Source organism: Rhodothalassium salexigens DSM 2132 (genome assembly GCF_004341375.1).
GTDB classification, from domain to species: domain Bacteria; phylum Pseudomonadota; class Alphaproteobacteria; order Sphingomonadales; family Rhodothalassiaceae; genus Rhodothalassium; species Rhodothalassium salexigens.
Window position 1 is genome coordinate 1 of sequence record NZ_SLXO01000005.1, and the last position, 22,971, is coordinate 22,971.

Below are 22,971 nucleotides of genomic sequence, written 5' to 3' on the forward strand. Positions count from 1 at the left end.
CGACCCGCTACGACAAAACCGCCGACAGCTATCTCGGCTTCATCCATCTCACCTCGATCCGCCTCTGGTTCCGCCACTTCGTCAACAGCCCCTAGTGCCGTACATACGGCAAGGGATTTCATACGCTGTCAAGAGCAGCGCTCTCGTGTTTGAAGCGGATGGACGGATAGCCCTAGGGCCGAAGCGAGCCTCTTTTACAAAAGCCGTTATGGATGAAACCACATTGGAGGTGCGCGAAACGGTTGATGCGTGCCGAAAGATTGGTCGTTGGTTCGCTGCTGCTGGAGACACCACAACTATACTGGCCGCTTGGGGGATCAGAGTATGAGCTTTATCATTCGATCAATCACGATTTATTCTTATGCAGGTGAGACGCGTACGCTGACCTTCCGCACCCACGGTCTGAACATTATTACGGGCCGCGCAAAGACCGGAAAGTCGTCGATCAGCGATATCCTCGACTATTGTTTTGGTCGTAGTGAGTGTTATGTGGCGGAAGGCGTTATACGCCAGCACGTATCGTGGTTCGGCGTCGAGGTTCAAAATGGCGACGGCGTATTGTTCATAGCACGCCGTAATCCAGGCCAATCTGGCAATACCAGCCCGGATATCTATATCCGTCGTGGTGCTTATGATGCACCGCCGCTGTATCCGGACCTTCACAAAAACACCACGGAAGAAGCTCTAATACGCCTATTGACCCGTTTTGCGGGCATTTCAGAAAACGAAAATAGGCCATTAACCGGCACGCGAGGACCGCTCCAGGCGACGATTCGCCATGCATTGTGGCTTTGTTTTCAAAAGCAGGATGAGATTGCCAGTCGAGAGCGATTGTTCCACAGGCAGGGCGATCAATTCATTCCGCAACATATCAAAGACACGATTCCCTATTTCTTGGGAGCTGTGAATGAGGAGCACTTTCTTCGCCAAAACGAGCTTGACGTAGCCCGCGCTCACCTTCGGCAGCTTGAGTCTCGCCGCGTTGCGCTATCCAGAAATTCGACAAACGTACTTCAGCGGTTAAGGCGGTTCCTACTTGATGGAAAGCGTGTTGGTGTGATTGACCAACACTTTGATAGCGATGACTTTGATGTATGTGTTCAAACGCTTGGCAATGCAATAAAGGCAGACATTCAGGCTCCAGCGATTCATTCCGATTCGAGTGAGCAAATTTCCAGACTTGAAGACGAACTCTACACCTTGCGCCAACAGCTTTCGAACGTTCAATCGGACACCCGTGCTACACGGTTGTTTTTGGGCGAACAAAACGCATACACAAGAGAAGTGGTCGAGCAACGTGCCCGCCTTTCGTCGCTTCACCTGTTCACAGGAAAAGCACAGTCTATAGAAGAGTGTCCATTATGCGAAAGCCAATTAGAGGCCCCCACGCCTTCGGTAGAAGACATCAACTCCTCTTTGGCTGTCTTAGATAAACAACTCCAAACAGTGGTTGCGGAAAGTCCTCATTTGCAGCAACGGCTCGACGTGCTTAACAAAAAGAAGTCCGAGATCGGCACTGCCATCGTTGATGCGCAGCGGGCTTTAGAACGAGCTTATACCGAGGATGCTCGGGCAAAGGCTCAACGGGATCAGGTTATTGAGCGGGCTCGTGTGGTGGGACGTATTAGTGCTTTTCTCGAAGAGCTTGCTCCATCCGAAGAAGATTCAGATCTCGATAATCAGATCGAGCGAGCGAAGCACAGCGTAGAGGCTCTTGAAGAGGTTGTCAGTGCTGAGGACGTTGGACAGCGCATCGATACATTCTTAAATCTCATTAGCGACAAGATGTCTTACTACGCCAAGCAACTTGAGTTGGAGCACGGCGGGAGTCGTGTCCGATTGGACCTGAAGAAACTGACGGTGGTTGCGGACACGGTTACAGGTCCAATTCCTCTCAACCGAATGGGCAGTGGAGAGAATTGGATCGGCTATCATGTCTTGACGCATCTCGCTTTGCACCACTGGTTCCGATCACGGAACCGGCCTGTTCCTGGATTCTTGGTATTCGACCAACCTTCTCAAGCGCACTATCCTCCTGAAGCAGATCAGGAGGGACGGTTAGACCCTCTGGAAGACGATGACAGGCGTGCTGTGCATAATCTCTTTGAGCTTATGCACGAGGCAAGTGAGGATATCGGCGACGGGTTTCAGTTAATAGTTTTTGACCATGCACATTTAGAAGTCGACTGGTTCGAGGATGCAATTGTTGAAGAGTGGAGGGGAGCAAAGGCTCTGGTGCCTGCGAGTTGGATTGAGTCACCATAACCGATGCATGCTCGTGTAATGGAAAACGAGAAAGTGAGTTCCATGTCCTGTCTCCTGAGAACCAGATGTTTATAAAAATTTTTGCCACAGGGTTTACCGTCGACGGTTCACTTTTCTGTTCCGCTTCTCAGTATTTTTAAAGCCTTCACCCGCTGTGCATGTCGCAGGCTGACGGCCTTTCCGATTTCCAACACGACTTCCTCATGGCCCTTGTTCTCTGCCCAAAAGGCGGCGGTTCGGCCCTTGTCGGTCAGCGCGTTTGTATCGGCCCCGTGATCGAGTAGCAGCGCGACCGCATCACCACGTCCGCACCACGCCGCGACATGCAGCGGCGTCCAGTCCCGGCCTGCCTTGGCGTTAACGTCCGCACCGTTCTTCAGAAGCACGTCCATTGTCTTCGTATGGCCGTAACTCCCGGCGATATGGAGCGCGGTCCATGTGCCCTTGTCTGTAGTCTGCGCATTCACAGGCGCACCGGCTTCCAGTAGCAGGCGGGTTATTTCAGGGGTTTCCTCCAGCGCTGCCGTGTGCAGCGGCATCCAGCCGTCTTCACCGGGCACGGACATTTTGGCCCCGGTCAGGATCAGGGATCGACACCTTGCGAGATCGCCCTCGCGTATCGCCTTCTTCAGACTTCGCCCGATCAGCTCCGCGTTTTCATTCACCCGTCTTGCCTTTCGCACCCTTGTTTGCGGCGGCAGGTGTTCGGTTCACGCTCAAGATGACCATCCCCCGCCGGGTTTCGTCCTCCTGAAACGGCCTGTTCTAGCCGTCTGGGACCGTCCGCAAGGCTGCCCGCCAGCATAGCAGGCGGCGCGCTTTGCCGCGACCGTGTAACCCGCACCACTCGCTAGCGCGGCCTTGCCGTCCGGTCCTCCAACGACGGCTTCCCACGAACCGTATTCGGACTTCAACCCCAACGATGGAGGACATCGACATGAGCGAGAACACCAGAAACACCAGCGCCCCCAGCCACATCGTGTGGTTCGCGCCAGACAGGGAAAACGCGCCCTGGACCCGCATCGGGGCACAGTGGCCGACCAAGAACGGCAAGAGCTTCCGCCAGGTGCTCAACGTCTTCCCGACCGCACCGGGCCGCATCTTCGTCTGCCGCAATCAACCGAAGAACGGGGCCGCCGCATAAGCGGCCCCACCAAGAAGGAGGAAACACCCATGCTTTACGAAACTATCTACAGGAAGCTGGACCGGTTGGGCGCAATCGCCGCCATCCAATCCGGCAAGGACTACGACAAGAGCCATATCGGCGAACCGTTCATGGACCTGAACATGGACGTGCTGGAACGCCGGGCCGACACCATCGTCATCGCGCTCTCGCACTATTTCCAGCAGAACGGCGACCTTTGCGCGGACCCGGACATGGAAATCCGCATCTATCCCGAGCGGGCCATGGCCGAGGCGCTGACCTTCCAGCAGGCGATTCCGCCGCTCTACAGGGAAGTCTATCCCGCGCCCGGCAAGGTCGTGCCGGAGCTCAAGCGTGAGCTGAACGATTTTCTGAACCTGTGGCTGAACAACTGCCTCCGGCAGGGCCACCGCTTTACGGAGGCCGCTTGAGCGGTCTCCTTCATTTTCACGAATGGAGAATTGCTATGACCGTTAAAGAACACCGCGAGCTGTCGCACGAGGACAAGCTGTACGCCTTCAAACGCGCCACCAACGGCTTCTCTCAGTCCGGAGGACGCTGGAAAGAACGCGCTGAACGCGGACTGACCGACGAAGAGCTAAAGGCCGCGCTCGAATTTGAACTTGGCATCTATGGCGGCAGTTGTGGCCCTGGCGATATGTCACTGGCCTTCCAGGCCGCCGGGCTAAAAATCTGGGCCGACTGGAACACGGTCGTTCCCGACCGTGACTGCAAGCCGATCTTTCAGGGCACGGCCACCATCCGCATAGCCCGCGAGGTCTATAACATCAAAGACCCGTCCGACGCCCAAATGGCGCTATTTTGACAGCGCCATCAAGGCGATCTGGCAGGTGAATTCCACTTCTTCTGCTAACAGTATTTTTAACGTATTGCACTACGGTGATTCACAACTCTTGTTCGCGTTGATTATAGCTATGTTGAAAATTCGATTCTTCCGTATCAGTATCGCCCTTATTTTGTGCATTTCTGCTTACCACTACGCAGCCGCTACCGCCTATGCTGCTGAGAGTGCGGAGATTTTAGAGGCCCAGTACAATTCCTATGTCGAAGACTCGTCAGGTTTCACTTATCCGTTTGACGTTCCGGGTTGGGAAGACTTGCCCAAACGGATCGAGTTTTTTAGAGAAAATCCAGAGTTAAAGAACTATCGGGCCGAAATTGGTTCGCTTCTTAAAGAAGATCCGATTGAAAATGCTCTTCGCGTTGCAGAGCAGGAACGTATTTTCTTTATAAATACACCTGAAGTGAGCAGGTGCTTTGGTGGTAGGAATTGCGTTTTCTCATCTCCAAAACTGCCGGGCCTTAGCTGCAAGCACGGCCCACTTGAGGCAGATAGAGAGTACGAATTCGTCACTATACCAGGGTGGGCAAAGCTTGAAAGCGAACGAACGATACCCTTGAGCGCGTTCAAATTGGTGTTTTTGCCATACGCCAAACAATTCAATCAGGCAATAGCATCATTGCCCGAAGCCCCGAGTTCGTGTAAGCCCTGCTTCGAAGACAAAAACGGTGAATGCGTTGAGGATCAGCGAACTGTTCAGAAACGAATAGATGAGTTGTTTGGTCAGAGCCGGAAGTCAGCGGAATAGTGGCTTGCTTCAGTAGGATGCAGTAAAATTTGCTGACCGCAAAAAGCCGGGGCTCAGAGCCCCGGCTTCGGTGCCTTGATCCGGCGCGGTGCCGGGATGAAGGCGCGCAACTGCGCATCCTTGTATGCGATCACCTTGGCGATCCGGCGCATTGCCGCGACGGCTTCGGCGTGTTCCGGTGTGCAGGGCCGTGTCGAGATAATGGCCTTGCGTGCCAGTTTGAACATTGCACTCAGTTCCCTGATCGACAGGCCGTGGAGTTGTTCGCAGCTCATCCGGTAGGTCATTGGTCTTCTCCTTCTCGTCTCTCTGGCCGCGACCGCCGCGGCCTTGATGACGCTCGGAAGAAGCGCTCCGCCCGGAGCCGCATCCGCCAGGACCGAAACGAAAGAGAAGGACTGGCCTCAGCCGCTCACGCGGCAGCCAGTTGCGGCGCACCCAGGGCGGTGCGCCAGAACGAAGGAAAAAGGCCCGCGCGGAACGCGAGCCTTGAGATACGAGGGGAAGATTGATAGCTGATGGAAGCTGTAGAACAGGCAACGGATGTGCCGATCAGGAAGGTGTGGAACAGTTAAAACTTCCACATTTTCATGGAGACAGGTATGTTTAGCCAGTGTCTCCCCGTAGCTCAGCAGGATAGAGCGCAGGATTCCTAATCCTGAGGCCACTGGTTCGAATCCAGTCGGGGAGGCCATCCCCTCCGAAAATGGCCGAAATTTTCACACTTCCTTACACACTTTCACATTTTTTAAAAAATTCCTGTGTAATATCAGTGAGATAAATAAGGGCTCTGTTGATTCCTAATCTGAGGGCCGCAGGTTCGAGTCCTGCCGGGCGCACCATTTCCCGACCAATCTAGTGCCATGACGGTCGGTTTCGCCGCTTCTCGGGGCGCGACGGCCGATTGTCGGAAGTGCCGAGCGCAACCGTCACGCCGGTGCCGTCCTCAAGCCCCGGCAGCGGCGCGCGGATCAAAAGGTCAGACGTAAGGTCGCCACCGGGCCAGCGCCCACCAAACGCCCGGGTTTATTGGTATCCACATACTCGATCTTCGCGCTCAGATACGGCAAGGGCGCATAGTCAAGCGCCAGGCTCCAGTCCACCTTGTTGGTGCCGAATGCACCGTCCTCGAAACCCAGCTTGGCCGACACGGTCAGCGGCAAGCCTGGCAGGCTGTAAGCGGCCCCCGTCGTCGCATAAACACCATCCTGACCGCCGAGACCGTTCTGTGCGGGCGCGTAGTTGATCGACAACAAGGTCACATCGACCGGCCCAATGGTGCGCGAGACCGAGCCATAGACCTCGTGGGAGTTCAGGCTCTGCCCCGGAGACCCCACGAACAGGAAACCCAGATACCCGATATCAAAGGTAAAGCCGGCAGCCTCGGTGCCATAGCCCGCAAACACGTCGACCTCGACGTTCGACCCGCCATAGGACGCCAGGGTTGTCGTCCCCACGCCGGCGTATACGCCAGAGCGATGGGCCAACTGGAGCGCGCCCTGCACGACCGGATCCCGATCCGAAAACGAGGTGCCCCGATAGCGATAGTCGCTAACCAGCGCCGCCGTCGCCGTCCAACTCCAGCTATCCACTTCGGCCGCGACGGGCGCGGCAGGCTCCGCGAGCACCATTCCCTCCTTCGGAGGTTGAGCCGCCGCGCCCGGAACCGCCACCACGGCCAGCCCGCCGGCGAGGAAACCCGCCGCCACCCGTGACCGCCACCGGCAGCCGATAGTGCTGCCCAACACCCCACGCCGATCACCACTCATACCACTCTCCAAACACCACACGTCGACACCACCGAAACGGCTGGCAGACGCAGCGCCAGACCACGGCCCTGGAGCAAGTTTATGTTATCTGTGCCCTTAATAACGTGTTACGATGCAGTGTTTTTGATTTGGGCCACCAACCGGCCCCCGACGACCGCGCGCCACGCACCGATCCGATGGCCGCCGGTTACGGGGCGTGGCCGGTGCGCAGGAGCCGACTGGGCATGCGACGGCGGAGCCGGTGCCCGGTTCGTCTGGCCTGTTTCCACGGAACGCGCCCGCCATGCCAACCGGTCACTCACCGCCCGACGCCGGCGATTCGCCCAAGGAACGCCTGATCACTGCCGGTGCGGGGGAATTTGCCGCCCACGGCTTCAATGGCGCCTCGATCCGACGGGTCACAGCGGCGGCCGAAACCAATGTCGCTGCGGTAAAATACTATTTCGACTCGAAAGAGGGTCTCTATCAGGCGGTGGTGCAGCGCTTCTTCGACCGCATCCGACCAACCCGCCAAACCATGCTCGGCGAGGCCCGGTGCCTGCCGCCGGACCATCCCGACCGGGTCGACGCCATCCTGCGCGCCATGATCGCACCGCATCTGCGCCTGCTCTATGACCCGGACGGCAAGGACTATCTTCAACTCTTGTCGCGATTTGCCGTCGAGCCCCGGGCCCTGACCATCCGCATCTATCTCAGCGAGATCGGGCCAGTCCGGCAGGACTTGATCGCGGCGCTGGCCGACTCCCTACCCCAGGTCGACCGCCCAAGGCTGGTGCGCTGCTTCGGCTTTGTCGCGGCGACCATGGTCGCTGCCCCGTTCGACCGCGGCTTCGAGGCACTGTTCCCCGGCCACGCCGCCGACGCCGATCCCGAGGGCTTGATCGACGCCGTGGTGGGCTTCTGCGCCGCTGGTCTGCAATATGGGGCTCTAGGAAGTGCGGGGGCCGGGGCGGGGACCGGTGCGGGCACGATGGCGGTCGGCTTACCGCCGGGCGAATAGGGCGTAACAGCTTGCCGTCCGACGGGCATAATAGGCGTAGAGGCCGGCGTAGAAGACCAGCAGCGTGACGAGCAATAGCGGCGTGGCCGGTGGATAGACCGCCACAATGACCGACGGCACGATCACCAGCGTCATGTAGAGCGCCAGCCCATACCGCCAGCGCGGCGTAAATGCGTGCAGATAGTGATGGAAATGGGTCCGGTCCGGGGCGAACGGCGTCTGCCGGCGCCAAACCCGCGAGCCGATCAGGCGCAGGCAATCGATGACCGGCAGGAAGAACCACACCACCAACATGTCGGCGAACAGGCCAGCCGGACTGGTGTTGTAGACATAGATGGACGCCAAGCCCAGCAACACGCTGATCGAGTAGCTGCCGGCATCGCCCAGGAACAGCTTGCCGCGCAGATTGAACACCAGCGTCACCGCCTGCGCCACCGCCAGGACCGATAGCAGCGGCACCATCTCGCCGGGCGCGAAGAAGCCCAACAGCACCGTCCAGACCAGCCCCATGCCGAGCACAAGTCCGTTCTTGCCGTCGGCCATGTTGACAGCGTTTTGCAGGCCAAGCACCGAGACCAGGGTGAACGGCAAAGCCCAGGCACCAAGCACCACCGGCGTGTCCAGAAAGGTAAAACGCAGGCTGGTGAGCGTGAACGCCGGCAGCAGCGCCATCAGACCGAACAGAACCGCGGCCGCCACCACCAACCGCTTGCCGGCGCCGAGCCCGACCCGGTCGTCGACCATGCCCATGGCAAGCATGACGAGCACCGCCCCGCCGAGCAACGCGAACCCCGGTTGCGCCAAGGCCATCATGGCGAGCGCCAGCAAGGCCGGCACGATCACGGCGAAACCGCCAACCATCGGCGTGGGCCGGGCATGCCGCTTGCGCCCGCCGCTGGCAGAGGGGCAATCGACCACATCCAGGACCACACCGAGCGGCCCTGCCAACAGGCAGACACCCAAGGACACCATCGTGGTCAGAGCGAGAAGGAGCTCCAGCATACACCCCTGCCAAAAAAAAACGCGCGTCACGTGGACTTGGCGTTACCGGACAATCGGCGGGCAGTCAACAAAACCCGCGGCCGGTTTCGCCTTTTCTTCTGCCGGCTTATGAAGTTTTTGAGGCATTGGCTCCGGGTCTTAGAATGGACATATTGATAAGTCGTTATGAACGGTCTTATTGGCGTCCGCGCGCTTTGCCGATAGGGTCCGCAGCCATGACTCATAAAGCAGCTCCGTCCGACACCATTGCCGCCCCGGACGCGACCGTGACCGTCGAGCGGCTCGGGGCCCAAGGCGACGGTGTCGCGCGCACCGACACCGGCCCGGTCTTTCTTCCCTTCACCGCTCCCGGCGATCGGGTCCGTGTGACCTGGGCGCCCGACCGAAAGGGGCGTCAGACGGCGTCGACAGCCCACATCGAGACCGCGGGTGACGGCCGCGCCGATCCGGTCTGCGACCATTACGGACGTTGCGGCGGTTGCCGGCTGCAACATGTCACCGACGCCGTCTATGCGGATTTCGTGCGCGACAAGATCCACGCCGCGCTCAGTCAACACGGCCTGGGCGACACGCCGCTTGCGCCGCCGCGGATCAGTCCGCCGGGAAGCCGTCGGCGTCTTGTGCTCGCCGCTCGGGTGCGCAACCGCGCGGTCCAACTGGGTTTCCATGAGGCGCGCAGTCACCGGATCGTCGCGGTCGAAGCCTGCCCGGTGGCGCGCCCCGCCTTGGTCGCCCTCTTGCCGACGATCCGGGCCTTTCTCGCCGACGCCCTCGACGACGGCCGCGACCAGCAAGCAACCCTCACCTTGACCGAGACCGACACCGGTGTGGACCTGACGGTGACGGCCGCCGTCGACCCCGGCCTCGCCGCCCGCGAAGCGGCCGCCGCCCTCGCCGAGGACCATGACCTCGCGGCAATCAATTGGACCACCGATGCCGCGCCGGAAACCTTGGTGCGTCGGCGCGCGCCGACCATGGACTTCGGCACCGGGGCCGCGGAGATCCCCTTGCCCCCCGCCGCGTTCATCCAAGCCACCGCCGAGGGCGAGGCAGCCTTGCGCGCGGTGATTGCCGACGCATGCGCCGGTGCCCATCGGGTCGCCGATCTGTTCTGCGGCCTCGGGACCTTCGCCGTCCCGCTGGCCCGAAGCGCCGGCGTCCGGGCGGTCGAGGGCAGTCGCGCCCTGCTCGACGCACTCGACACCGGCGCCCGACGCAGCCGCCTGCGCCACCCGATCCAGACCGAACATCGCGATCTGTTCCGCCGCCCGCTTCTGGCCGCCGAACTGGCCCCAATGGACGCGGTGGTGATTGATCCGCCGCGCGCCGGCGCCAAAGCCCAGGCCGAGGCCCTGGCGGCCTCGACGGTGCCGGTGATCGCCGCCGTGTCGTGCAACCCGGCCACGTTTGCCCGCGACGCCCGGGTGCTGGTCAACGGCGGCTATCGGTTGGAGCGCCTTCAACCCGTCGGCCAATTTCTCTGGTCGGCTCATGTGGAACTGGCGGCCGTGTTCCGACGCTGACCCGGTCCCCGACCGAAACACGCCCCGAACCAGACACCGCCAGACCCGGGGCCGCCCGACCGAACGCCTCACCAGCCCCCCACCCGGCTCGCCCCAGGCCGCGCACGTGCGACCGCCGCTCCGACGCTTTTTTTTCGGCTCTGGGCTTACGCCGCCCTTGACGTCGCCGCCTTGGTGTTATACATAAGTACCACACCGAGGCGATAAAGCAGCCGGACGGACCGGCACCCGCCCGAGACACGACAGCAACCCACGTCGCGCATGACGCCGACAGAGACAGATGAGGACGCGAACCATGATCACCGTGCAAACCCGCCAAGCCGCGCTTTACACCGTCCGCCGCAGCCGCCGGTCGCGACGCCTGCAAAACCGCCTGGGCGCCTGATCCTCGGGGCCTGCCTGGGGGAGAAGACCGCCGCGAAAGACGCCGGTCATGGCGGGGGAAACGCCCGATGCTTTCCCGAGCCGCGCCCCTCAACGGGCCACCGGCAACCGACCCGACGCCCATAGAAACGACAAAGCCCCGCAAGCCGATGCTTGCGGGGCTCTTGCTTGCCCAGGGGTGCCCCCAAGCTTACCAGATGCTGACGCGCTCTTCGGGCGGCAGGTACAAGGCGTCGTCCTCGGTCACACCGAAAGCGTCGTACCAGGCGTCCACATTGCGGACGATGCCATTGACCCGGTACTGCGGCGGGCTGTGCGGGTCCGACTTCAGCCGTTGCAGCATCATCTGCTCGCGCTGCTTGCTACGCCACACCTGACCCCACGACATGAAGAAGCGCTGGTCGCCGGTATAGCCGTCGATCACCGGCGCTTCCTTGCCGTCGAGCGCGATCTGATAGGCGGTGTAGGCCACCGACAGGCCGCCCAGATCGCCGATATTCTCGCCCAGCGTCAGCTGGCCGTTCACATGCTCGCCCTTGATGGGCTCGAACTGGTTGTACTGCTCAACGAGCGCTTGGGTGCGCGCCTCGAAGCGCTCCCGGTCCTCGTCGGTCCACCAGTTCTGCTGCACGCCGTCGGCGTTCACCTTGGAGCCCTGATCGTCGAAGCCGTGGCCCATTTCGTGGCCGATCACGCCGCCGATGGCCGCATAATTGACCGCCATGTCGGCCTTGGGGTCGAAGAACGGCGGTTGCAGGATCGCCGCCGGGAACACGATCTCGTTGAACGAGGGGTTGTAATAGGCGTTGACCGTTTGCGGGGTCATGAACCACTCGTCCTTGTTGGTCGGCTCGTCCAACCGGTCGATCTGGTCCTGATAGAAGAAGTTCCGCACCGCGCGCACATTGGCCATCAGGTCGTCGGGCACGATCTCGATCGCCGACAGGTCCTGCCACTCATTGGGATAGCCGATCTTGGGGTTGAACGCTTCGAGCTTGCGGAACGCTTCCTTCTTGGTCTCTTCGCCCATCCAGTCAAGGTCGGCGATGCGCTGGCGATAGGCCGCACGGATGTTCTCGACCAGTTCCTCGGCCTGGGCCTTGGCTTCGGGCGGGAAGTGACGCTCCACATAGATCTGACCGATCGCCTCACCGAGCGAATTGCGCGACCCGATGGTCGACACCGCGCGCTTCCACAGGTCGCGCTGCTGCTCGCGGCCCGACATGGTGGTGCCGTAGAAGGCGAAATTAGCCTGGTCGATCTCTTCCGACAGATAGCCGGCGTGGTTCGAGATGGCGTGATAGGTCAGATACGCCTTGAAGGTGTCGAGATCGGTCTCGGCGATCAGCTTGGCCAGCGGCTCGATGGCGCTCGGCGTGCTGACATTGACCTCGCCCAGCGTCTCAGGATCGATGCCGCCGGCGGTGAAGAAGGTCGACCAGGCGAAATCCGGGAACTCTTCTTGCAGCGTGTCAAGGGTGTAGATGTTGTAGGTCTTGTCGCGGTTGCGCAGTTCCTCGCGCGGCCAGTGCTGTTCGGCGATCGCGGTCTCAAGCGCCATCACCGCCTCGGCCTGGGCTTGGGCGTCCTGTTCGCTGACACCGTTGAACTGCAACATGGTGGCGATGTGGTCTTGATAGGCCGCCCGGATGCTCTCGAAGCGCTCGCCCTCGTTCAGATAATAGTCGCGATCCGGCAGGCCGAGCCCGGAATGGCTGATCGAAAACATGTGCCGATCCGGGTTCTTGCGGTCGAAGCTCACATAACCGTCGATGGGCGCGATGGTGCCGTCGAGACCGGTACGGCCGAACGCTTTCATCAGCGCTTCGCGGTCGCCGATGGCGGCGATGCGGTCCAGTTCCGGGCGGATCGCCTCGATGCCGCGCTCGTTGCGCGCGTCCATGTCCATGAAGGTGTTGTAATAGTCGGCTACCTTCTGTTCGACCGTGCCGGGCTCGGGATCGCCGCCCGAAACCTCTTCGATGATCGCCTTGACGCGCTCTTCCGAGCGATCGCGCAGCTTGACGAAGGCGCCATAGCGGACTTCGTCGGGCTTGAGCTCATAGCTGTCGATCCACGTGCCGTTGACATAGCGGTAGAAATCGTCGCCGGCATCCACGTCGGTGTTCATGGCGCCGGTCTCGACACCCCAGGCGCCCAGTTCGGCGCCCGCCGCCGCGGCGCCGGTATCGGCTTGGGCGGTCGTGCCCGCACTTTGGCTTTGAGCGGACGGCTGATCGTTGGCCGGTTTGGCGTCCTCGCTGTCGCCATTGGGGTTGCAGGCGGCCAGAAGACCCACCAGCACCCCGGGGAGGAGAATTTGCTTCATCACGCACTCTCTCTTTGTTCAGCCATTGGAATATGGTGTGGTTACCCTATCGTCCCGCCCCGTGAAAGCAATGGCCGCGACCGCCGGCCTGGAGAGCCGCCGCCGATGATCGCCCCGACCGACCGCCCCAACCCGCCCCGGCCGGCCCGGCTTGAGGCGCTGCTGGTGGGCGAGCCCAAACCGTTCGGCCCCAAGGGCGAACCGAGCGCCATGGATCGCCAACCGGTGGCCGGGCGGCTGGCCCTGGGGCCCGAAGGCCTGGCCGGCGACCGGGTCGCCGATACCCGCAACCATGGCGGCGCGGACAAGGCGGTGCACCACTATCCCTTTGACCATTATGCCGTTTGGGCGACCGAAAACCCGGCCCTGGCGCCGCGCCTGACGCGCCCTGGCGCGTTCGGCGAGAATCTGGCGGCCCGGGGCTGGGTCGAGTCGGACATCTGCATCGGCGACGTGATCGCTTGGGGGACCGCGCAGCTTCAGGTCTCGCAGACCCGCCAGCCCTGCTGGAAACTCAATGTGCGCTTCGACACCCGGACCATGGCGCGCGACGTGGAACGCACCGGGCGCACCGGCTGGTACTATCGCGTGCTCAGCCCGGGCCACGCCGGCGCCGACGATCCGCTGACCCTGGTCGACCGCCCGCACCCCGACTGGCCCTTGGTCCGCGCCCACGCGGTGCTGACCGCAACGCCTGACCGGGCGGCCCTCGCCGCCCTCGCCGCCCTGCCCGCCTTGGCGGCCGCGCACCGCGATCGCGCCCGCCAGCGGCTGGCGCGCGCCGCCCGAGGCTGAGCGGCGCGCCGGTTGTGCCGACCGCCGCGGTCAGAAATCGACGGTCAGGCCGCCGATGATCGTCTGCGGCCGGCCGGGGCGCAGGCCATAGGGTCGCCGCGCCACCGCATAGTCATTGTCGAACAGATTGTTGACGGTGACGTGCAGGCGCACATTCTCGGCCACGAAGTACGCCGCCGCCAGGTCGAAGACGATCCGGCTGTCGACCCGTTGGTCGGCCGGGATCGCGCCCTGCCCCGCCTCGGTGCGCACGTCGCCCACATAGTTGGCCAGCAGATTGAGCGACCATTTGGCGCTTTCCAGCCCGGTGCTGACGGTAAACTGGTGCTGCGGGATGTAGGGCAGCGCGTCGCCCACCGCCACGTCGCCCCAGAAGCCGTCGGCGAAGCTCGACTGAAACTCGGCGTCGGTGAACGTGTAGTTGAACGACAAGGGCGCGCTGACCCCGGCGATCGGCGTCGCCGCGCGGTAGGAGCTGGCCAGTTCCAGGCCCACCACATCGACCGCGCCGCCGTTGAACTGGTCGCCGATCTCGCATTCGCCGGTCACCGGCCCGGCCGAATTGGAACAGGTCCCAAGCAGGTTGGACACGTCGGAATAGAAGCCGATCACCTCGGCCGAGAAGGCGCCGCGTTGGTAGAGCGCGCCGGCCTCATAGTTGACGCTGGTCTCGCTGTCGGCCTCGGCATCGCTGGCGCCCGGCGGATTGAAGCCCTTGTGCACCCCGGCCAACAGGGTCAGGCTTTCGGTGGCGTCGAAGAAGGCGCCGAAGCCCGGCACCACCTCGGTGATCGAATTGCGGCGGATGCCGGTCGCCCCGGTGGTGCGCTCGGGGTCGCCGGTGGCGAAGTCGGTGCGCGTCAGGTCGATGCTTTCGACCCGCAGACCGGGCACGAAGCGGAACCGCCCCCACGAGATGGTGTCCTGGATGAACGCGGCGACCGCCTCGCCCTCGGCCAGGCGGTTGGCCTGGGTGCCCAGCGGGTCGACACTGGTGGCGACCAGGCTGGCGTTGTCCATGCGGAAGTTTTCCCGGTTCTGGACCCGGTCTTCTTCGTCGCGGTGATAGCGCAGCGAGGCTTCGATCTCGTGGCCCACCGGGCCGGTGGCGAAGCGCCAGCCGACGATCGCCTGCACCCCGGCGCTGTAATAGTCGCGGTTGTTGTTGCGCAGTTGCAAGGCGTCGTCGGGGCTGTCGGCGGCGCCGCGCAGCACGTCGAGCACCCGCGCGCGTTCGGCCGCCGCTTCCGCCCGGCCCACATCGGTGCCGCGCAGGTCCGACAACACGCCCTGGAAGAAGGCGTCGCCGCGATACAGATCCGACGGGCGGAACCGGCCGTCGCCGAAATCCAGATCGTCGAGCTTGAACCAACTGCGATAGAAATTGTTGTAATAGCCGACCACGGTCAGGTCGACATTGTCGCCATACTCGCCGTAATAGGTGCCGCGCACCTGGTAGTGTTCGGTCTCGATGCGGTCCAACTGGCTGGCGGCGTAGCGCTGGAACGGGTCGGCCTCGAAATCGGCGTCGGTCAGGCCCAGATAGGTTTCGTTCGAATCGTTGCGGGTATAGTCCGCCTTGACCTCGAAGCTGTGGAAGATGTCGGCGTCGCGGTCGGTGTTGACCCGCAGCTTGGCCATGTAATCCTCGATGCGGAAACCGGTGTCGGCATCCGGGTCGTTGGTCAGGCGCTTGAAGCCGTTGCTGCCCGACTGGAAGGTCTCGGCGACGAAGCCCACATGCTCGCCCTGGCCGCCGCCGGCGGCGTGGATGGTGAAATTGTCGCGCTCGCCGAAGCGGCCCTCGATGAAGCCTTGATAGTCCTCGGGGATCGACCGGCTGAGCAGGTTGATCGCGCCGCCCACGGTGCGCGGGCCGAACTTGATGGCGGCCGAGCCCTTGCGCACCTCAATGCCTTCCATGCGGCCGGCCGTGGGGAAGAAATAGGCCGCCGGTGCGGCATAGGGCGCCGGCGCGATCAACACGCCGTCTTCCATCAGGGTGATCTTTTCCGACCGCTCGACGCTGGTGCCGCGCAGGCCGATATTGGGGCGCAGGCCGAAGCCGTCCTCTTCCTGGATGTTGACGCCGGGCGCCAGGCGCAACATGCGCAGCACGTCTTCATACTGGAATGTCTCGATCTCTTCCTCGCCGATGAACGTGGCAGCGCCGGGAATGTCGCGACGGTCGTCCTTGGAGCCGATCACCAACATGCGCTCGGCCGGGCGGTGACTGGCGTCCCAGGTCGCTTCGTCGAGCGGTTCCACCGGACCGGGTTCGTCGGCCGACAACGGCGCAGCGAACAGCAACGCAAGCAAGGAAACGCCGGCGACGGCATCGGCAGGACGTTGAGGCATGAGGTCTGACCCTTTTCAACCATTGACCAGGACGGCGGCCACACCATACCAGCGCGACCATTTTTGCGAACGCTTGTCATCTGCATTCGCAAACCGCGTACCCGTCCAGGTCAGTTGCTGTCAAGGGAAACTGACCCGCCCTGCACGGAAAGGTGGTAATGGCTTCGACCGGCGCCGGACCGCGACCCGCCCCGGCCGGGCGACCGGAACGGCGAGCCTGCGCGGCCGAGCCGAGGACGGCGGCGGGCGGGGCCAGACGAATCGCCCCACCTCGCCCGCCTCGCGTTCGGCGTTTGCGCCGTCGGTCAGCGGCGCGGGCCGCGCCCGTCGCGCGGACCGGGGCGACCGTCGGGCATTTCGTCGGCGGTGATGGTCCCATCGCCGTCGCCGTCCATCCGGTCGAACATGGCGTCCACATGGGTGTAGAATTCGGCGCGGGTGACTTGTCCGTCACCATCCTGGTCCAGCCGCTCGAAGCGCATCATCGGCCGGTCTCCCCAGCGGGCGTCGCGACGGTCGCGCCAGCGGCGGCGGGTTTCGTCCAGTGTCACCTCGCCATTGCCGTCAGCGTCCAGGGCTTCGAACCGGTCGGCCACCGGTGCCAGATACTCCGCCCGCGTCACCGTGCCGCTGTCGTCGGTGTCCCAAGACGCAAACAGACCGCGCGCGAACGCCTGCCGACGCGGAAACTCGCCGCGACCGCGCCGATCGTCGCGCACCGACCGAGCGCCGCTGCCGCGCGCACCGGCGAGGAATTCCTCCGGTGTCAGGACGCCATCGCCGTCGCTGTCCAAGTCGACGAATCGCTTCTCCCGGTGCGCGGTCATCTCGGCCAGTGTCAGGCTGCCGCTGTCATCGGTATCGGCAACGGTGAAGCGTTGCCCCATCGCCCGCGCGGCGCCCTGATCGGCGGGGCGCTGGGCGGCGGCCGGACCACCACGCCCCTGCTCGGCGGCGTGGGCATGGTAGCGGTGCGGCGTCTGGGCGCTGGCAGCGGTTGCGACCGCCAAGCTGGCGGCCAGAGCGGTGAGGCAAAGGGTGCGGGTCCGTGTCATCTGCTGTCTCCTGTTTCATTGGATCGACCGCTTGCGGGGCCGTCCCTTGCTGTACGATGGGGTCGTGCCCGACCCTTCGGTGCGTGCGGGTGGGGAGGAAGGCGATCCGACCGACCGCCGGCGCCGTATCGTCGCGAGCAGGGAGGCTGCCCATCATGCTGACCAGTTTCGATAATGCATTGACCGCGGTGGTTATCGGCGCGACCGGCGGGATCGGCAGCGCCCTGACCCGCCAATTGCTCGACGCCGAGCGGGTGGCGCGGGTGGTCGCGCTGAGCCGTCACACATCCCGGCCGGACGAGCACGCCGACCGCCCCAAGCTCGTGCCCGGCGTCATCGACCTGGACGACGAGGCCAGCGTCGCAGCGGCGGCGTGCACGGTCGCCGATCTGGCCGGCCGGGTCGACCTGGTGTTGGTGTCCGTGGGCGTTCTGCAGGACCCGGCGCGCGGCATCCGACCGGAAAAGAGTTGGCGTAATCTGGACGCCGACGCCATGGCGGCGGTCTTCCGCACCAACACCATCGGCCCCGCCTTGGCCATGAAGCACTTTCTGCCGTTGCTGCGGCGCGACGCCAAGGCTTGCTTCGCCGCTTTGTCGGCCCGCGTCGGGAGCATCGAGGACAATCGGATCGGCGGCTGGCACGCCTATCGGGCGTCCAAGGCGGCGCTCAACCAGATCCTGCGCAACGGCGCCATCGAACTGGCCCGCAAGGCCGACCGGGCGCTGTGCGTCGGGCTGCATCCCGGCACCGTCGACACCGCCCTGTCCAAACCGTTCCAGCGCAACGTGCCCGATGGCAAGCTGTTCACCCCCGACCAGTCCGCCGGGCGCCTGCTGGCAACCCTCGACGCCCTGGCGCCGGGCGATAGCGGCCACGTCTTCGCCTATGACGGCAGCCGTATTCCGTTCTGACCCCGGCCCAGCCGGTCGGTGAGGCCCAATCTGCCAGATACCGCGGCCCAATGCGGACAGCCAGACATGGACCGGCCAGATACGGGCCGCCGGTCACGGGCGGGCAGGCTCCGGCGGCCGGGTCGGCAAAGCCTCTTGGCGGCGGCGTCCACCTGCTTTAGTTATTATAGTTGAACAAAAGAGACCAATTCTCCACACCGTCAAACCGGTCGGTTTTGCAGGGTATGAGGCTGTTTCAATGCGTGCGCAGATTGTCCGCTCGTTCGGCGGGCCCGAGGTTTTCGAGCCCGCCGAGATGCCGACGCCGTCCCCCGGGCCGGGCGAGGTGCTGATCCGAAGCGTCGCCGCTTCGGTCAACCCGGTTGATTACAAGCTGCGCGCCCAGGGCCCGGCGGTGGCGCCGGCCTTGCCGGCGGTGCTGGGCTGCGATGTGGCCGGCCGGGTCGCGGCATTGGGCCCCGGTGTCGACGACCTGATCGAGGGCGACGCCGTGTTCGGCTGCGTCGGCGGCGTACGCGGGCTCGGCGGCACCTATGCCAGCCATGTGGTCGCCGACCGCCGATTGCTCGCGCGTGTGCCGGCCGCGCTGTCGTTTCGCCAAGCCGCGGCACTGCCGCTGGTCACCATCACCGCCTGGGAAGGGCTCGACCGGCTCGGCGTCAGGCGCGGCACCCGGCTGGTGGTGCGCGGCGGCGCCGGCGGCGTCGGTCATGTGGCGATCCAACTGGCCAAGGCGCGCGGCGCTCATGTGGTGGCCACCGTGTCATCGCCCGAAAAGGCCGCACTCGCCCACCATCTGGGCGCCGACGCGACGGTGGATTACCGGCAGAAAAGCGCCGCCGACATCGTCGCCGCGCACACCGACGGCGCCGGGTTCGACGCGGTGTTCGACACCACCGGCGCCAAGGATCTGGAGGGCGCCCTGGCTCTGGCGCGCCCTCTGGGCCAGGTGGCGACGATCGTCGCCGCGCTGACCGCCGATCTGACCGATGCCCATGCCAAGGGATTGTCGATCCACGCGGTGTTCATGCTGTTGCCGATGCTGCTCGGGCGCGGACGCGAGGCCCATGGGCACATTCTGACCGCCACGGCCGCCCTGGCCGACGCCGGCCAACTCCGCCCGCATCTGGACCCGCAGCGCTTTACCCTGGACCAGGTGGCCGATGCCCATCGCCACCTGGAAGGCGGCCGGGCGGTGGGCAAGGTGGTGTTGGACATTGCGCCCGAGTGACCGGACAGCACCGTCGCCCCCGCACTCGACGCGCGGTGCGCGGCGCGCGGCGAAGCGACGGACGGGTAAGCCGGGGACAGTCGAGTTGCGGGCTACCGGATTGGCTGGCCGGCGGCGGCCGGTCGCGTCGCCGCGCCACCGGCGTTGCACCACCGTTCCGCCAACGCGAACGGTCAGACGCCGCACCGGCGGTCAGCAACGATGGCGGCAAGGCCGGCCGCTCCTCGGCCGGTTTCGGGATCGGCGGGGACGCGTCGTCACATCGAGCCATTGGCGGGCGGGCGCTCGCCGCGTGTGGGATCGCGCTTGCGATCGACGGGGACGGTCACGAACCGCGCGATCGACAGCACCTCGCACACCTCGACGCCGGCGTCGTCGGCTAGGGGCAACATGGCGCAAGCCGCCAGTTTGCCCACGCCGTTGGCATTGGTGAACTCCAGTTCCAGAAAATGCGGCCGGCCCCACCGCAACACGGTCATCAACGCCTGCCCCGCTGCGGTGTCGGTGACATTCCCGTCGACCAATTCGCTCATGCGGCGCCCGGTGAGGTCGAACCCAACATTCATGGCCTGGTCCTCGCCGAATACCTTGTAGAAGAAATCCGGCGGCGACGCTTCGAACACCATCAGCGCCATATGCGGCAATAAAGAGCCAAACCGCTCGGGCCGAAAATCTCGCCGTCGCACGGATTTGCCGCCGCCCGTCAAACTCTGCCAAACCTCGAACCCCCGCACCGCCAGATCGAACAGATCCACACGTGCCCGCGCGTCCGCCTCGCTTAACGGGCGATAGGCGGGGCCGGGCAGACCGGCGTTCAATTGCGCCAGCCGCTTTGCCCTGTCGGGGTCATTGTGCGCCAAAGCGGTTCCTGATCCTCCCCCGGAAACGGGCCACGCCATCCGGTCATGTTCAGCCCGGTACAGCTTCGCCGGATTGACCGGTGACCGCGCGGACTTAAACTTTTGCAAAATATTTTAATGCAACCTGGAGGAGACGCAAGGTCAGTTTGCAAAACGGATCGGCATGGGAGCAGGCCGCGCCCCGCACGATGTGAGGTTTGGCCAGCGGACCGGGGCCCGCGGACCGGAGCATTGGACTGGGGCGGCGGATTGCCGGCGGGCTTCGCACCGCCGCCCGCTGTCCCGCTCTGACCCGTTCAGGCGCCGAAGCGGTAGCTCGCGGTCAACCGAACGCCAAAGCCCGGTTGGTTGATCACCGTGGGGAAGATCGAGAAGGTCTGGTCGAAGATATTGTCGAGCCCGAGGGTGAAGGTGGCACCTTCGAGCGTACCGTCCCGGGGCGTCCAGGACGCATAGAGGTCGACGGTTTCATAAGATTCGCCGATCACATTCTCCTCCGGCACATCGTCCTGGGCGGCGGCCAGGGTCACCCGGGTGCCGGCGCGCAGGCCCCAGTTGGGCAAGCGCCCCTCGGCCTGAATGGTCAGCCGGTTTTGCGGGATGCTGCCGATACCCGCACCGGTCAGCCGGTTGTCGCCGTCGATGGCATGGCCGGCGAGCGCGACCATGAACCGCGGCGCGTCGTAGCGCAGGTCCATCTCCAGCCCCTCGATGCGGGCGTCCACATTGACCGTCGAGGTGGTGCCGGGGAAGATCAGCGGGCCAGCCGGTGGCTGGAAGCTGGGCGGGCCGGCGATGAAAGTCACCCGCTGGTCGATGTAATTGTCCACGTCGGAGCGATAGGCAGTGAACGACGCCTCGATATAGTCGTCGGCGACCAACACCTCGCGCTGCTGGGCGCGGATGCCGATTTCGTAGGACTGGGTCTCTTCGGGCTCCAATTCGGCATTGGGCACGAACTGGTTGACCACGATCTGCTCGATCCCGGTCTCGGGGTCGCGCCCCAGGGGCACGGAGAAGTGGACGCCGTCGGCGAAACTCTGGGTCAGGCTCGGGGCCCGGAACGCCTCGGAATAGCCGCCCCAGATATAGATCTGCTCGATGGGCGAGAAGCCGACCGAGACGCGCGGCGTCACCCGGTTGCGGTCGATCTCGGGCAGGTCGCCTTCGGGAGTCAGGGAGAAGCTGTCCCAGCGCAGGCCCGGAATGATCGATACCCGGCCGTCGAACAGGTCGATCTCCGACTGGGCATAGAGCGCCACGAAGCTGCGCTCGGCGTCGGGGAACTGCAGGCGCACCTGGCGGTCGCGTTCGCCAGATTGCTGGTCCTTGAACGCCTCGACGCCATAGGTCAGGCGCAGCGAGATCAGGTCGCTGTCATAGACGTCGCTGATATTGTAGGCGTCGATGCCGAAGCTTTCGAAATCCGAGGTGTCGACGCGGTTGTCGAAGCGGCGGTCCTCGGTCAGATCGATCTTCTGATAATAGCCGGCGACATTGAAATCGATCAGGTCGAGCGTCGGCGCACCGTAGCGATAGTTGAAGCGGATACCGCGTTCCTGGGTTTCGCGGTCGACCACCGTGGTGTCGCTGGACACCGCATTGGCGTTGGTGGGGTTTTCGCCGTCATTGTCGAGAATGTCGGCGACGATCTTGAGCCGGTGCTGGTCGCCGAGATCGAAGCCGAGCACGGCGATGCCGTTGAAGATGCGGTCTTCCGAATCGATGATCGGATTGCCCGACCCGTCTTCCAGGTCGTCGAACACCTGTCGGTAGACACCGTTGACGAAGAAGTCGACCACGCCCAGATCGCCGAACGCGCCGGCCGAGACCAGCGGCTCGTTGCCCTGCTGGCGATAGCCGAGCTTGACGCGCGCGCCATAGGTCTCGCCGGGCCGCAACAGGTCGCCGGCCTCGCGGGTTTCCAGCGAGATGACGCCGCCGAGCGCGCCCGAGCCATAGAGCGCCGAAGCGCTGCCGCGGATCACCTCGATGCCGCTCAACAGGTCGGGGTCGACGAAGAACCGGCCGCGGTGGCCCAGGTCGAAATTCTGCCGCGCGCCGTCGACGCGGATCACCACCTGCTCGTCGGAAAAGCCGCGCACATTGGGCTCCTCGGCGATGCGCCGGGCGCCGCCTTGGATCTCGACGCCGGGAATGGTCTCGAAAATGTCCTGATAGCCATAGGGCTGGGCCACGTCGATCATGTCGCGGTTGATCACGCTGGTGGCCACCGGAGTCTTGAAGCGCTCGCGTTCGGTGCGCGTGGCGGTGACGACGATTTCGTCGATCTCGGCATTGTCGGCGGCGACGCTGTCGGGCAGGTCGGCGGCCGCCGCACCGCCCTGTCCCAGTGCCAGAAATGCCAGCCCCACGGCGACGGGGGAAACGGCGCTGGACAGACGACAGGACCGGGACGACCGGGCAAACGGGGTGGGTGACATGGGCGATTTCCTCGTGGCTTGGCCCGTGGACCGGGCACGACGGGAGAGTTTCTATGCGAAAGATTCGCACTTGCATTCGCACTTCTAATCTCGACCCTCAAGGCCGTCAATCGCAAATGCGACCTGTTCGCAATTAAGGCCGGCGGCAACCCCCATCCGGCCGTGCCTCCAGCGCCCGCCCGAGACCAAATGACCCGGCCGGGGGTTGACGCGTCGCCTGGTCACCCTCACCTCCTGCCCAGAAGCAGAAGCGTTAAAATCTGAAAAGAACGCTTCAAAATTCCTGAA

General features: G+C 63.8%; 20 protein-coding genes, 1 tRNA gene and 1 pseudogene. 13 read left to right on the top strand and 9 right to left on the bottom strand.

Annotation, left to right across the window (positions count from 1 at the left end; translation table 11 throughout):
- The 3 genes and pseudogenes from EV659_RS15210 to EV659_RS07795 all read left to right on the top strand — a co-directional run.
- Positions 1 to 95: pseudogene (locus tag EV659_RS15210) on the top strand (IS5 family transposase); the annotation flags it as partial.
- The gene (locus tag EV659_RS15215; RefSeq protein ID WP_420877601.1) at positions 65 to 328 is read left to right on the top strand and encodes a three component ABC system middle component; all 264 of its coding nucleotides are present in this window, start codon (positions 65 to 67) and stop codon (positions 326 to 328) included. The pseudogene EV659_RS15210 and the gene EV659_RS15215, both read left to right, overlap by 31 nt.
- Positions 325 to 2,265 carry a DUF3732 domain-containing protein gene (locus EV659_RS07795; protein WP_132708319.1) on the top strand — a complete coding sequence of 647 codons (1,941 nt, stop codon included), beginning with the start codon at positions 325 to 327 and terminating at the stop codon, positions 2,263 to 2,265. Before EV659_RS15215 ends, EV659_RS07795 begins: the two co-directional genes overlap by 4 nt.
- 107 nt (positions 2,266 to 2,372) lie before the next feature.
- Here EV659_RS07795 and EV659_RS07800 read toward each other — a convergent pair whose 3' ends face one another.
- Positions 2,373 to 2,930 carry an ankyrin repeat domain-containing protein gene (locus tag EV659_RS07800; protein WP_165878790.1) on the bottom strand — a complete coding sequence of 186 codons (558 nt, stop codon included), beginning with the start codon at positions 2,928 to 2,930 and terminating at the stop codon, positions 2,373 to 2,375.
- Positions 2,931 to 3,202: 272 nt separating this feature from the next.
- Between EV659_RS07800 and EV659_RS07805 the strand changes: the two genes are divergently transcribed.
- The 4 genes from EV659_RS07805 to EV659_RS07820 are packed head-to-tail and all read left to right on the top strand — an operon-like array spanning position 3,203 to position 5,019.
- Positions 3,203 to 3,409 (top strand): hypothetical protein, encoded by a 207-nt coding sequence (locus tag EV659_RS07805; RefSeq protein WP_132708321.1) that lies wholly within the window; start codon positions 3,203 to 3,205, stop codon positions 3,407 to 3,409.
- 29 nt (positions 3,410 to 3,438) lie between these two features.
- Positions 3,439 to 3,840: a DUF1249 domain-containing protein gene (locus EV659_RS07810; protein ID WP_132708322.1), complete on the top strand. Its 402-nt coding sequence runs from the start codon at positions 3,439 to 3,441 to the stop codon at positions 3,838 to 3,840.
- Positions 3,841 to 3,875: 35 nt separating this feature from the next.
- A complete protein-coding gene (locus tag EV659_RS07815; protein WP_132708323.1) occupies positions 3,876 to 4,235 on the top strand; it encodes a hypothetical protein in 360 nt (119 codons plus the stop codon).
- Positions 4,236 to 4,260: 25 nt separating this feature from the next.
- Positions 4,261 to 5,019, top strand: coding sequence for a hypothetical protein (locus EV659_RS07820; RefSeq protein WP_132708324.1), 759 nt, complete (start codon positions 4,261 to 4,263; stop codon positions 5,017 to 5,019).
- A 53-nt stretch (positions 5,020 to 5,072) separates the two neighbouring features.
- Here the strand turns inward: EV659_RS07820 and EV659_RS07825 are convergent, their stop codons facing one another.
- Complete coding sequence (locus tag EV659_RS07825; RefSeq protein ID WP_132708325.1) at positions 5,073 to 5,306, bottom strand: hypothetical protein; 234 nt, start codon at positions 5,304 to 5,306, stop codon at positions 5,073 to 5,075.
- Between the two features lie 330 nt (positions 5,307 to 5,636).
- Here EV659_RS07825 and EV659_RS07830 point away from each other — a divergent pair.
- A tRNA-Arg gene (locus tag EV659_RS07830) sits at positions 5,637 to 5,713 on the top strand.
- 277 nt (positions 5,714 to 5,990) lie between these two features.
- On the opposite strand, the gene EV659_RS07835 is transcribed toward EV659_RS07830, so the two are convergent.
- A complete protein-coding gene (locus tag EV659_RS07835; protein WP_132708326.1) occupies positions 5,991 to 6,788 on the bottom strand; it encodes a TorF family putative porin in 798 nt (265 codons plus the stop codon).
- 283 nt (positions 6,789 to 7,071) lie between these two features.
- On the opposite strand from EV659_RS07835, the gene EV659_RS07840 reads away from it, so the two are divergent.
- Positions 7,072 to 7,788 carry a TetR family transcriptional regulator gene (locus EV659_RS07840; RefSeq protein ID WP_132708327.1) on the top strand — a complete coding sequence of 239 codons (717 nt, stop codon included), beginning with the start codon at positions 7,072 to 7,074 and terminating at the stop codon, positions 7,786 to 7,788.
- Here the strand turns inward: EV659_RS07840 and EV659_RS07845 are convergent.
- Entirely contained in the window at positions 7,771 to 8,790 is a 1,020-nt protein-coding gene (locus EV659_RS07845; RefSeq protein WP_132708328.1) for an MraY family glycosyltransferase, read from the bottom strand. The two genes, EV659_RS07840 and EV659_RS07845, sit on opposite strands and share 18 nt — an antisense overlap.
- A 215-nt stretch (positions 8,791 to 9,005) precedes the next feature.
- Here EV659_RS07845 and EV659_RS07850 point away from each other — a divergent pair, with 215 nt between their 5' ends.
- Positions 9,006 to 10,313, top strand: a complete 1,308-nt coding sequence (locus EV659_RS07850; protein WP_132708329.1) for a class I SAM-dependent RNA methyltransferase — start codon at positions 9,006 to 9,008, stop codon at positions 10,311 to 10,313.
- Between the two features lie 574 nt (positions 10,314 to 10,887).
- Here the strand turns inward: EV659_RS07850 and EV659_RS07855 are convergent.
- Complete coding sequence (locus EV659_RS07855; RefSeq protein ID WP_132708330.1) at positions 10,888 to 13,026, bottom strand: M13 family metallopeptidase; 2,139 nt, start codon at positions 13,024 to 13,026, stop codon at positions 10,888 to 10,890.
- A 105-nt stretch (positions 13,027 to 13,131) separates the two neighbouring features.
- Here EV659_RS07855 and EV659_RS07860 point away from each other — a divergent pair, with 105 nt between their 5' ends.
- Positions 13,132 to 13,821 (top strand): MOSC domain-containing protein, encoded by a 690-nt coding sequence (locus EV659_RS07860; protein WP_132708331.1) that lies wholly within the window; start codon positions 13,132 to 13,134, stop codon positions 13,819 to 13,821.
- A 30-nt stretch (positions 13,822 to 13,851) separates the two neighbouring features.
- Here EV659_RS07860 and EV659_RS07865 read toward each other — a convergent pair whose 3' ends face one another.
- Together EV659_RS07865 and EV659_RS07870 are read right to left on the bottom strand one after the other, a co-directional pair.
- On the bottom strand, positions 13,852 to 16,179 hold the full coding sequence (locus EV659_RS07865; protein ID WP_132708332.1) for a TonB-dependent receptor family protein: 2,328 nt from the start codon (positions 16,177 to 16,179) through the stop codon (positions 13,852 to 13,854).
- Between the two features lie 305 nt (positions 16,180 to 16,484).
- Entirely contained in the window at positions 16,485 to 17,234 is a 750-nt protein-coding gene (locus EV659_RS07870; RefSeq protein ID WP_132708333.1) for an EF-hand domain-containing protein, read from the bottom strand.
- Between the two features lie 155 nt (positions 17,235 to 17,389).
- Here EV659_RS07870 and EV659_RS07875 point away from each other — a divergent pair, with 155 nt between their 5' ends.
- Together EV659_RS07875 and EV659_RS07880 are read left to right on the top strand one after the other, a co-directional pair.
- Positions 17,390 to 18,148 carry an SDR family NAD(P)-dependent oxidoreductase gene (locus EV659_RS07875; RefSeq protein ID WP_132708334.1) on the top strand — a complete coding sequence of 253 codons (759 nt, stop codon included), beginning with the start codon at positions 17,390 to 17,392 and terminating at the stop codon, positions 18,146 to 18,148.
- 238 nt (positions 18,149 to 18,386) lie between these two features.
- On the top strand, positions 18,387 to 19,379 hold the full coding sequence (locus EV659_RS07880) for a zinc-binding dehydrogenase (RefSeq protein WP_132708335.1): 993 nt from the start codon (positions 18,387 to 18,389) through the stop codon (positions 19,377 to 19,379).
- A gap of 257 nt (positions 19,380 to 19,636) precedes the next feature.
- Here the strand turns inward: EV659_RS07880 and EV659_RS07885 are convergent, their stop codons facing one another.
- On the bottom strand, positions 19,637 to 20,278 hold the full coding sequence (locus tag EV659_RS07885) for a PAS domain-containing protein (protein WP_132708336.1): 642 nt from the start codon (positions 20,276 to 20,278) through the stop codon (positions 19,637 to 19,639).
- A gap of 257 nt (positions 20,279 to 20,535) precedes the next feature.
- Positions 20,536 to 22,683 carry a TonB-dependent hemoglobin/transferrin/lactoferrin family receptor gene (locus EV659_RS07890; RefSeq protein WP_132708337.1) on the bottom strand — a complete coding sequence of 716 codons (2,148 nt, stop codon included), beginning with the start codon at positions 22,681 to 22,683 and terminating at the stop codon, positions 20,536 to 20,538.
- Between the last annotated feature and the right edge of the window lie 288 nt (positions 22,684 to 22,971).

Coding starts and splice junctions, on each gene's coding strand:
- EV659_RS07795 (WP_132708319.1), top strand. CDS start 325: ATGAGCTTTATCATTCGATCAATCACGATTTATTCTTATGCAGGTGAG.
- EV659_RS07805 (WP_132708321.1), top strand. CDS start 3,203: ATGAGCGAGAACACCAGAAACACCAGCGCCCCCAGCCACATCGTGTGG.
- EV659_RS07810 (WP_132708322.1), top strand. CDS start 3,439: ATGCTTTACGAAACTATCTACAGGAAGCTGGACCGGTTGGGCGCAATC.
- EV659_RS07815 (WP_132708323.1), top strand. CDS start 3,876: ATGACCGTTAAAGAACACCGCGAGCTGTCGCACGAGGACAAGCTGTAC.
- EV659_RS07825 (WP_132708325.1), bottom strand. CDS start 5,306: ATGACCTACCGGATGAGCTGCGAACAACTCCACGGCCTGTCGATCAGG.
- EV659_RS07835 (WP_132708326.1), bottom strand. CDS start 6,788: ATGAGTGGTGATCGGCGTGGGGTGTTGGGCAGCACTATCGGCTGCCGG.
- EV659_RS07840 (WP_132708327.1), top strand. CDS start 7,072: ATGCCAACCGGTCACTCACCGCCCGACGCCGGCGATTCGCCCAAGGAA.
- EV659_RS07845 (WP_132708328.1), bottom strand. CDS start 8,790: ATGCTGGAGCTCCTTCTCGCTCTGACCACGATGGTGTCCTTGGGTGTC.
- EV659_RS07850 (WP_132708329.1), top strand. CDS start 9,006: ATGACTCATAAAGCAGCTCCGTCCGACACCATTGCCGCCCCGGACGCG.
- EV659_RS07855 (WP_132708330.1), bottom strand. CDS start 13,026: ATGAAGCAAATTCTCCTCCCCGGGGTGCTGGTGGGTCTTCTGGCCGCC.
- EV659_RS07860 (WP_132708331.1), top strand. CDS start 13,132: ATGATCGCCCCGACCGACCGCCCCAACCCGCCCCGGCCGGCCCGGCTT.
- EV659_RS07865 (WP_132708332.1), bottom strand. CDS start 16,179: ATGCCTCAACGTCCTGCCGATGCCGTCGCCGGCGTTTCCTTGCTTGCG.
- EV659_RS07870 (WP_132708333.1), bottom strand. CDS start 17,234: ATGACACGGACCCGCACCCTTTGCCTCACCGCTCTGGCCGCCAGCTTG.
- EV659_RS07875 (WP_132708334.1), top strand. CDS start 17,390: ATGCTGACCAGTTTCGATAATGCATTGACCGCGGTGGTTATCGGCGCG.
- EV659_RS07880 (WP_132708335.1), top strand. CDS start 18,387: ATGCGTGCGCAGATTGTCCGCTCGTTCGGCGGGCCCGAGGTTTTCGAG.
- EV659_RS07885 (WP_132708336.1), bottom strand. CDS start 20,278: ATGGCGTGGCCCGTTTCCGGGGGAGGATCAGGAACCGCTTTGGCGCAC.
- EV659_RS07890 (WP_132708337.1), bottom strand. CDS start 22,683: ATGTCACCCACCCCGTTTGCCCGGTCGTCCCGGTCCTGTCGTCTGTCC.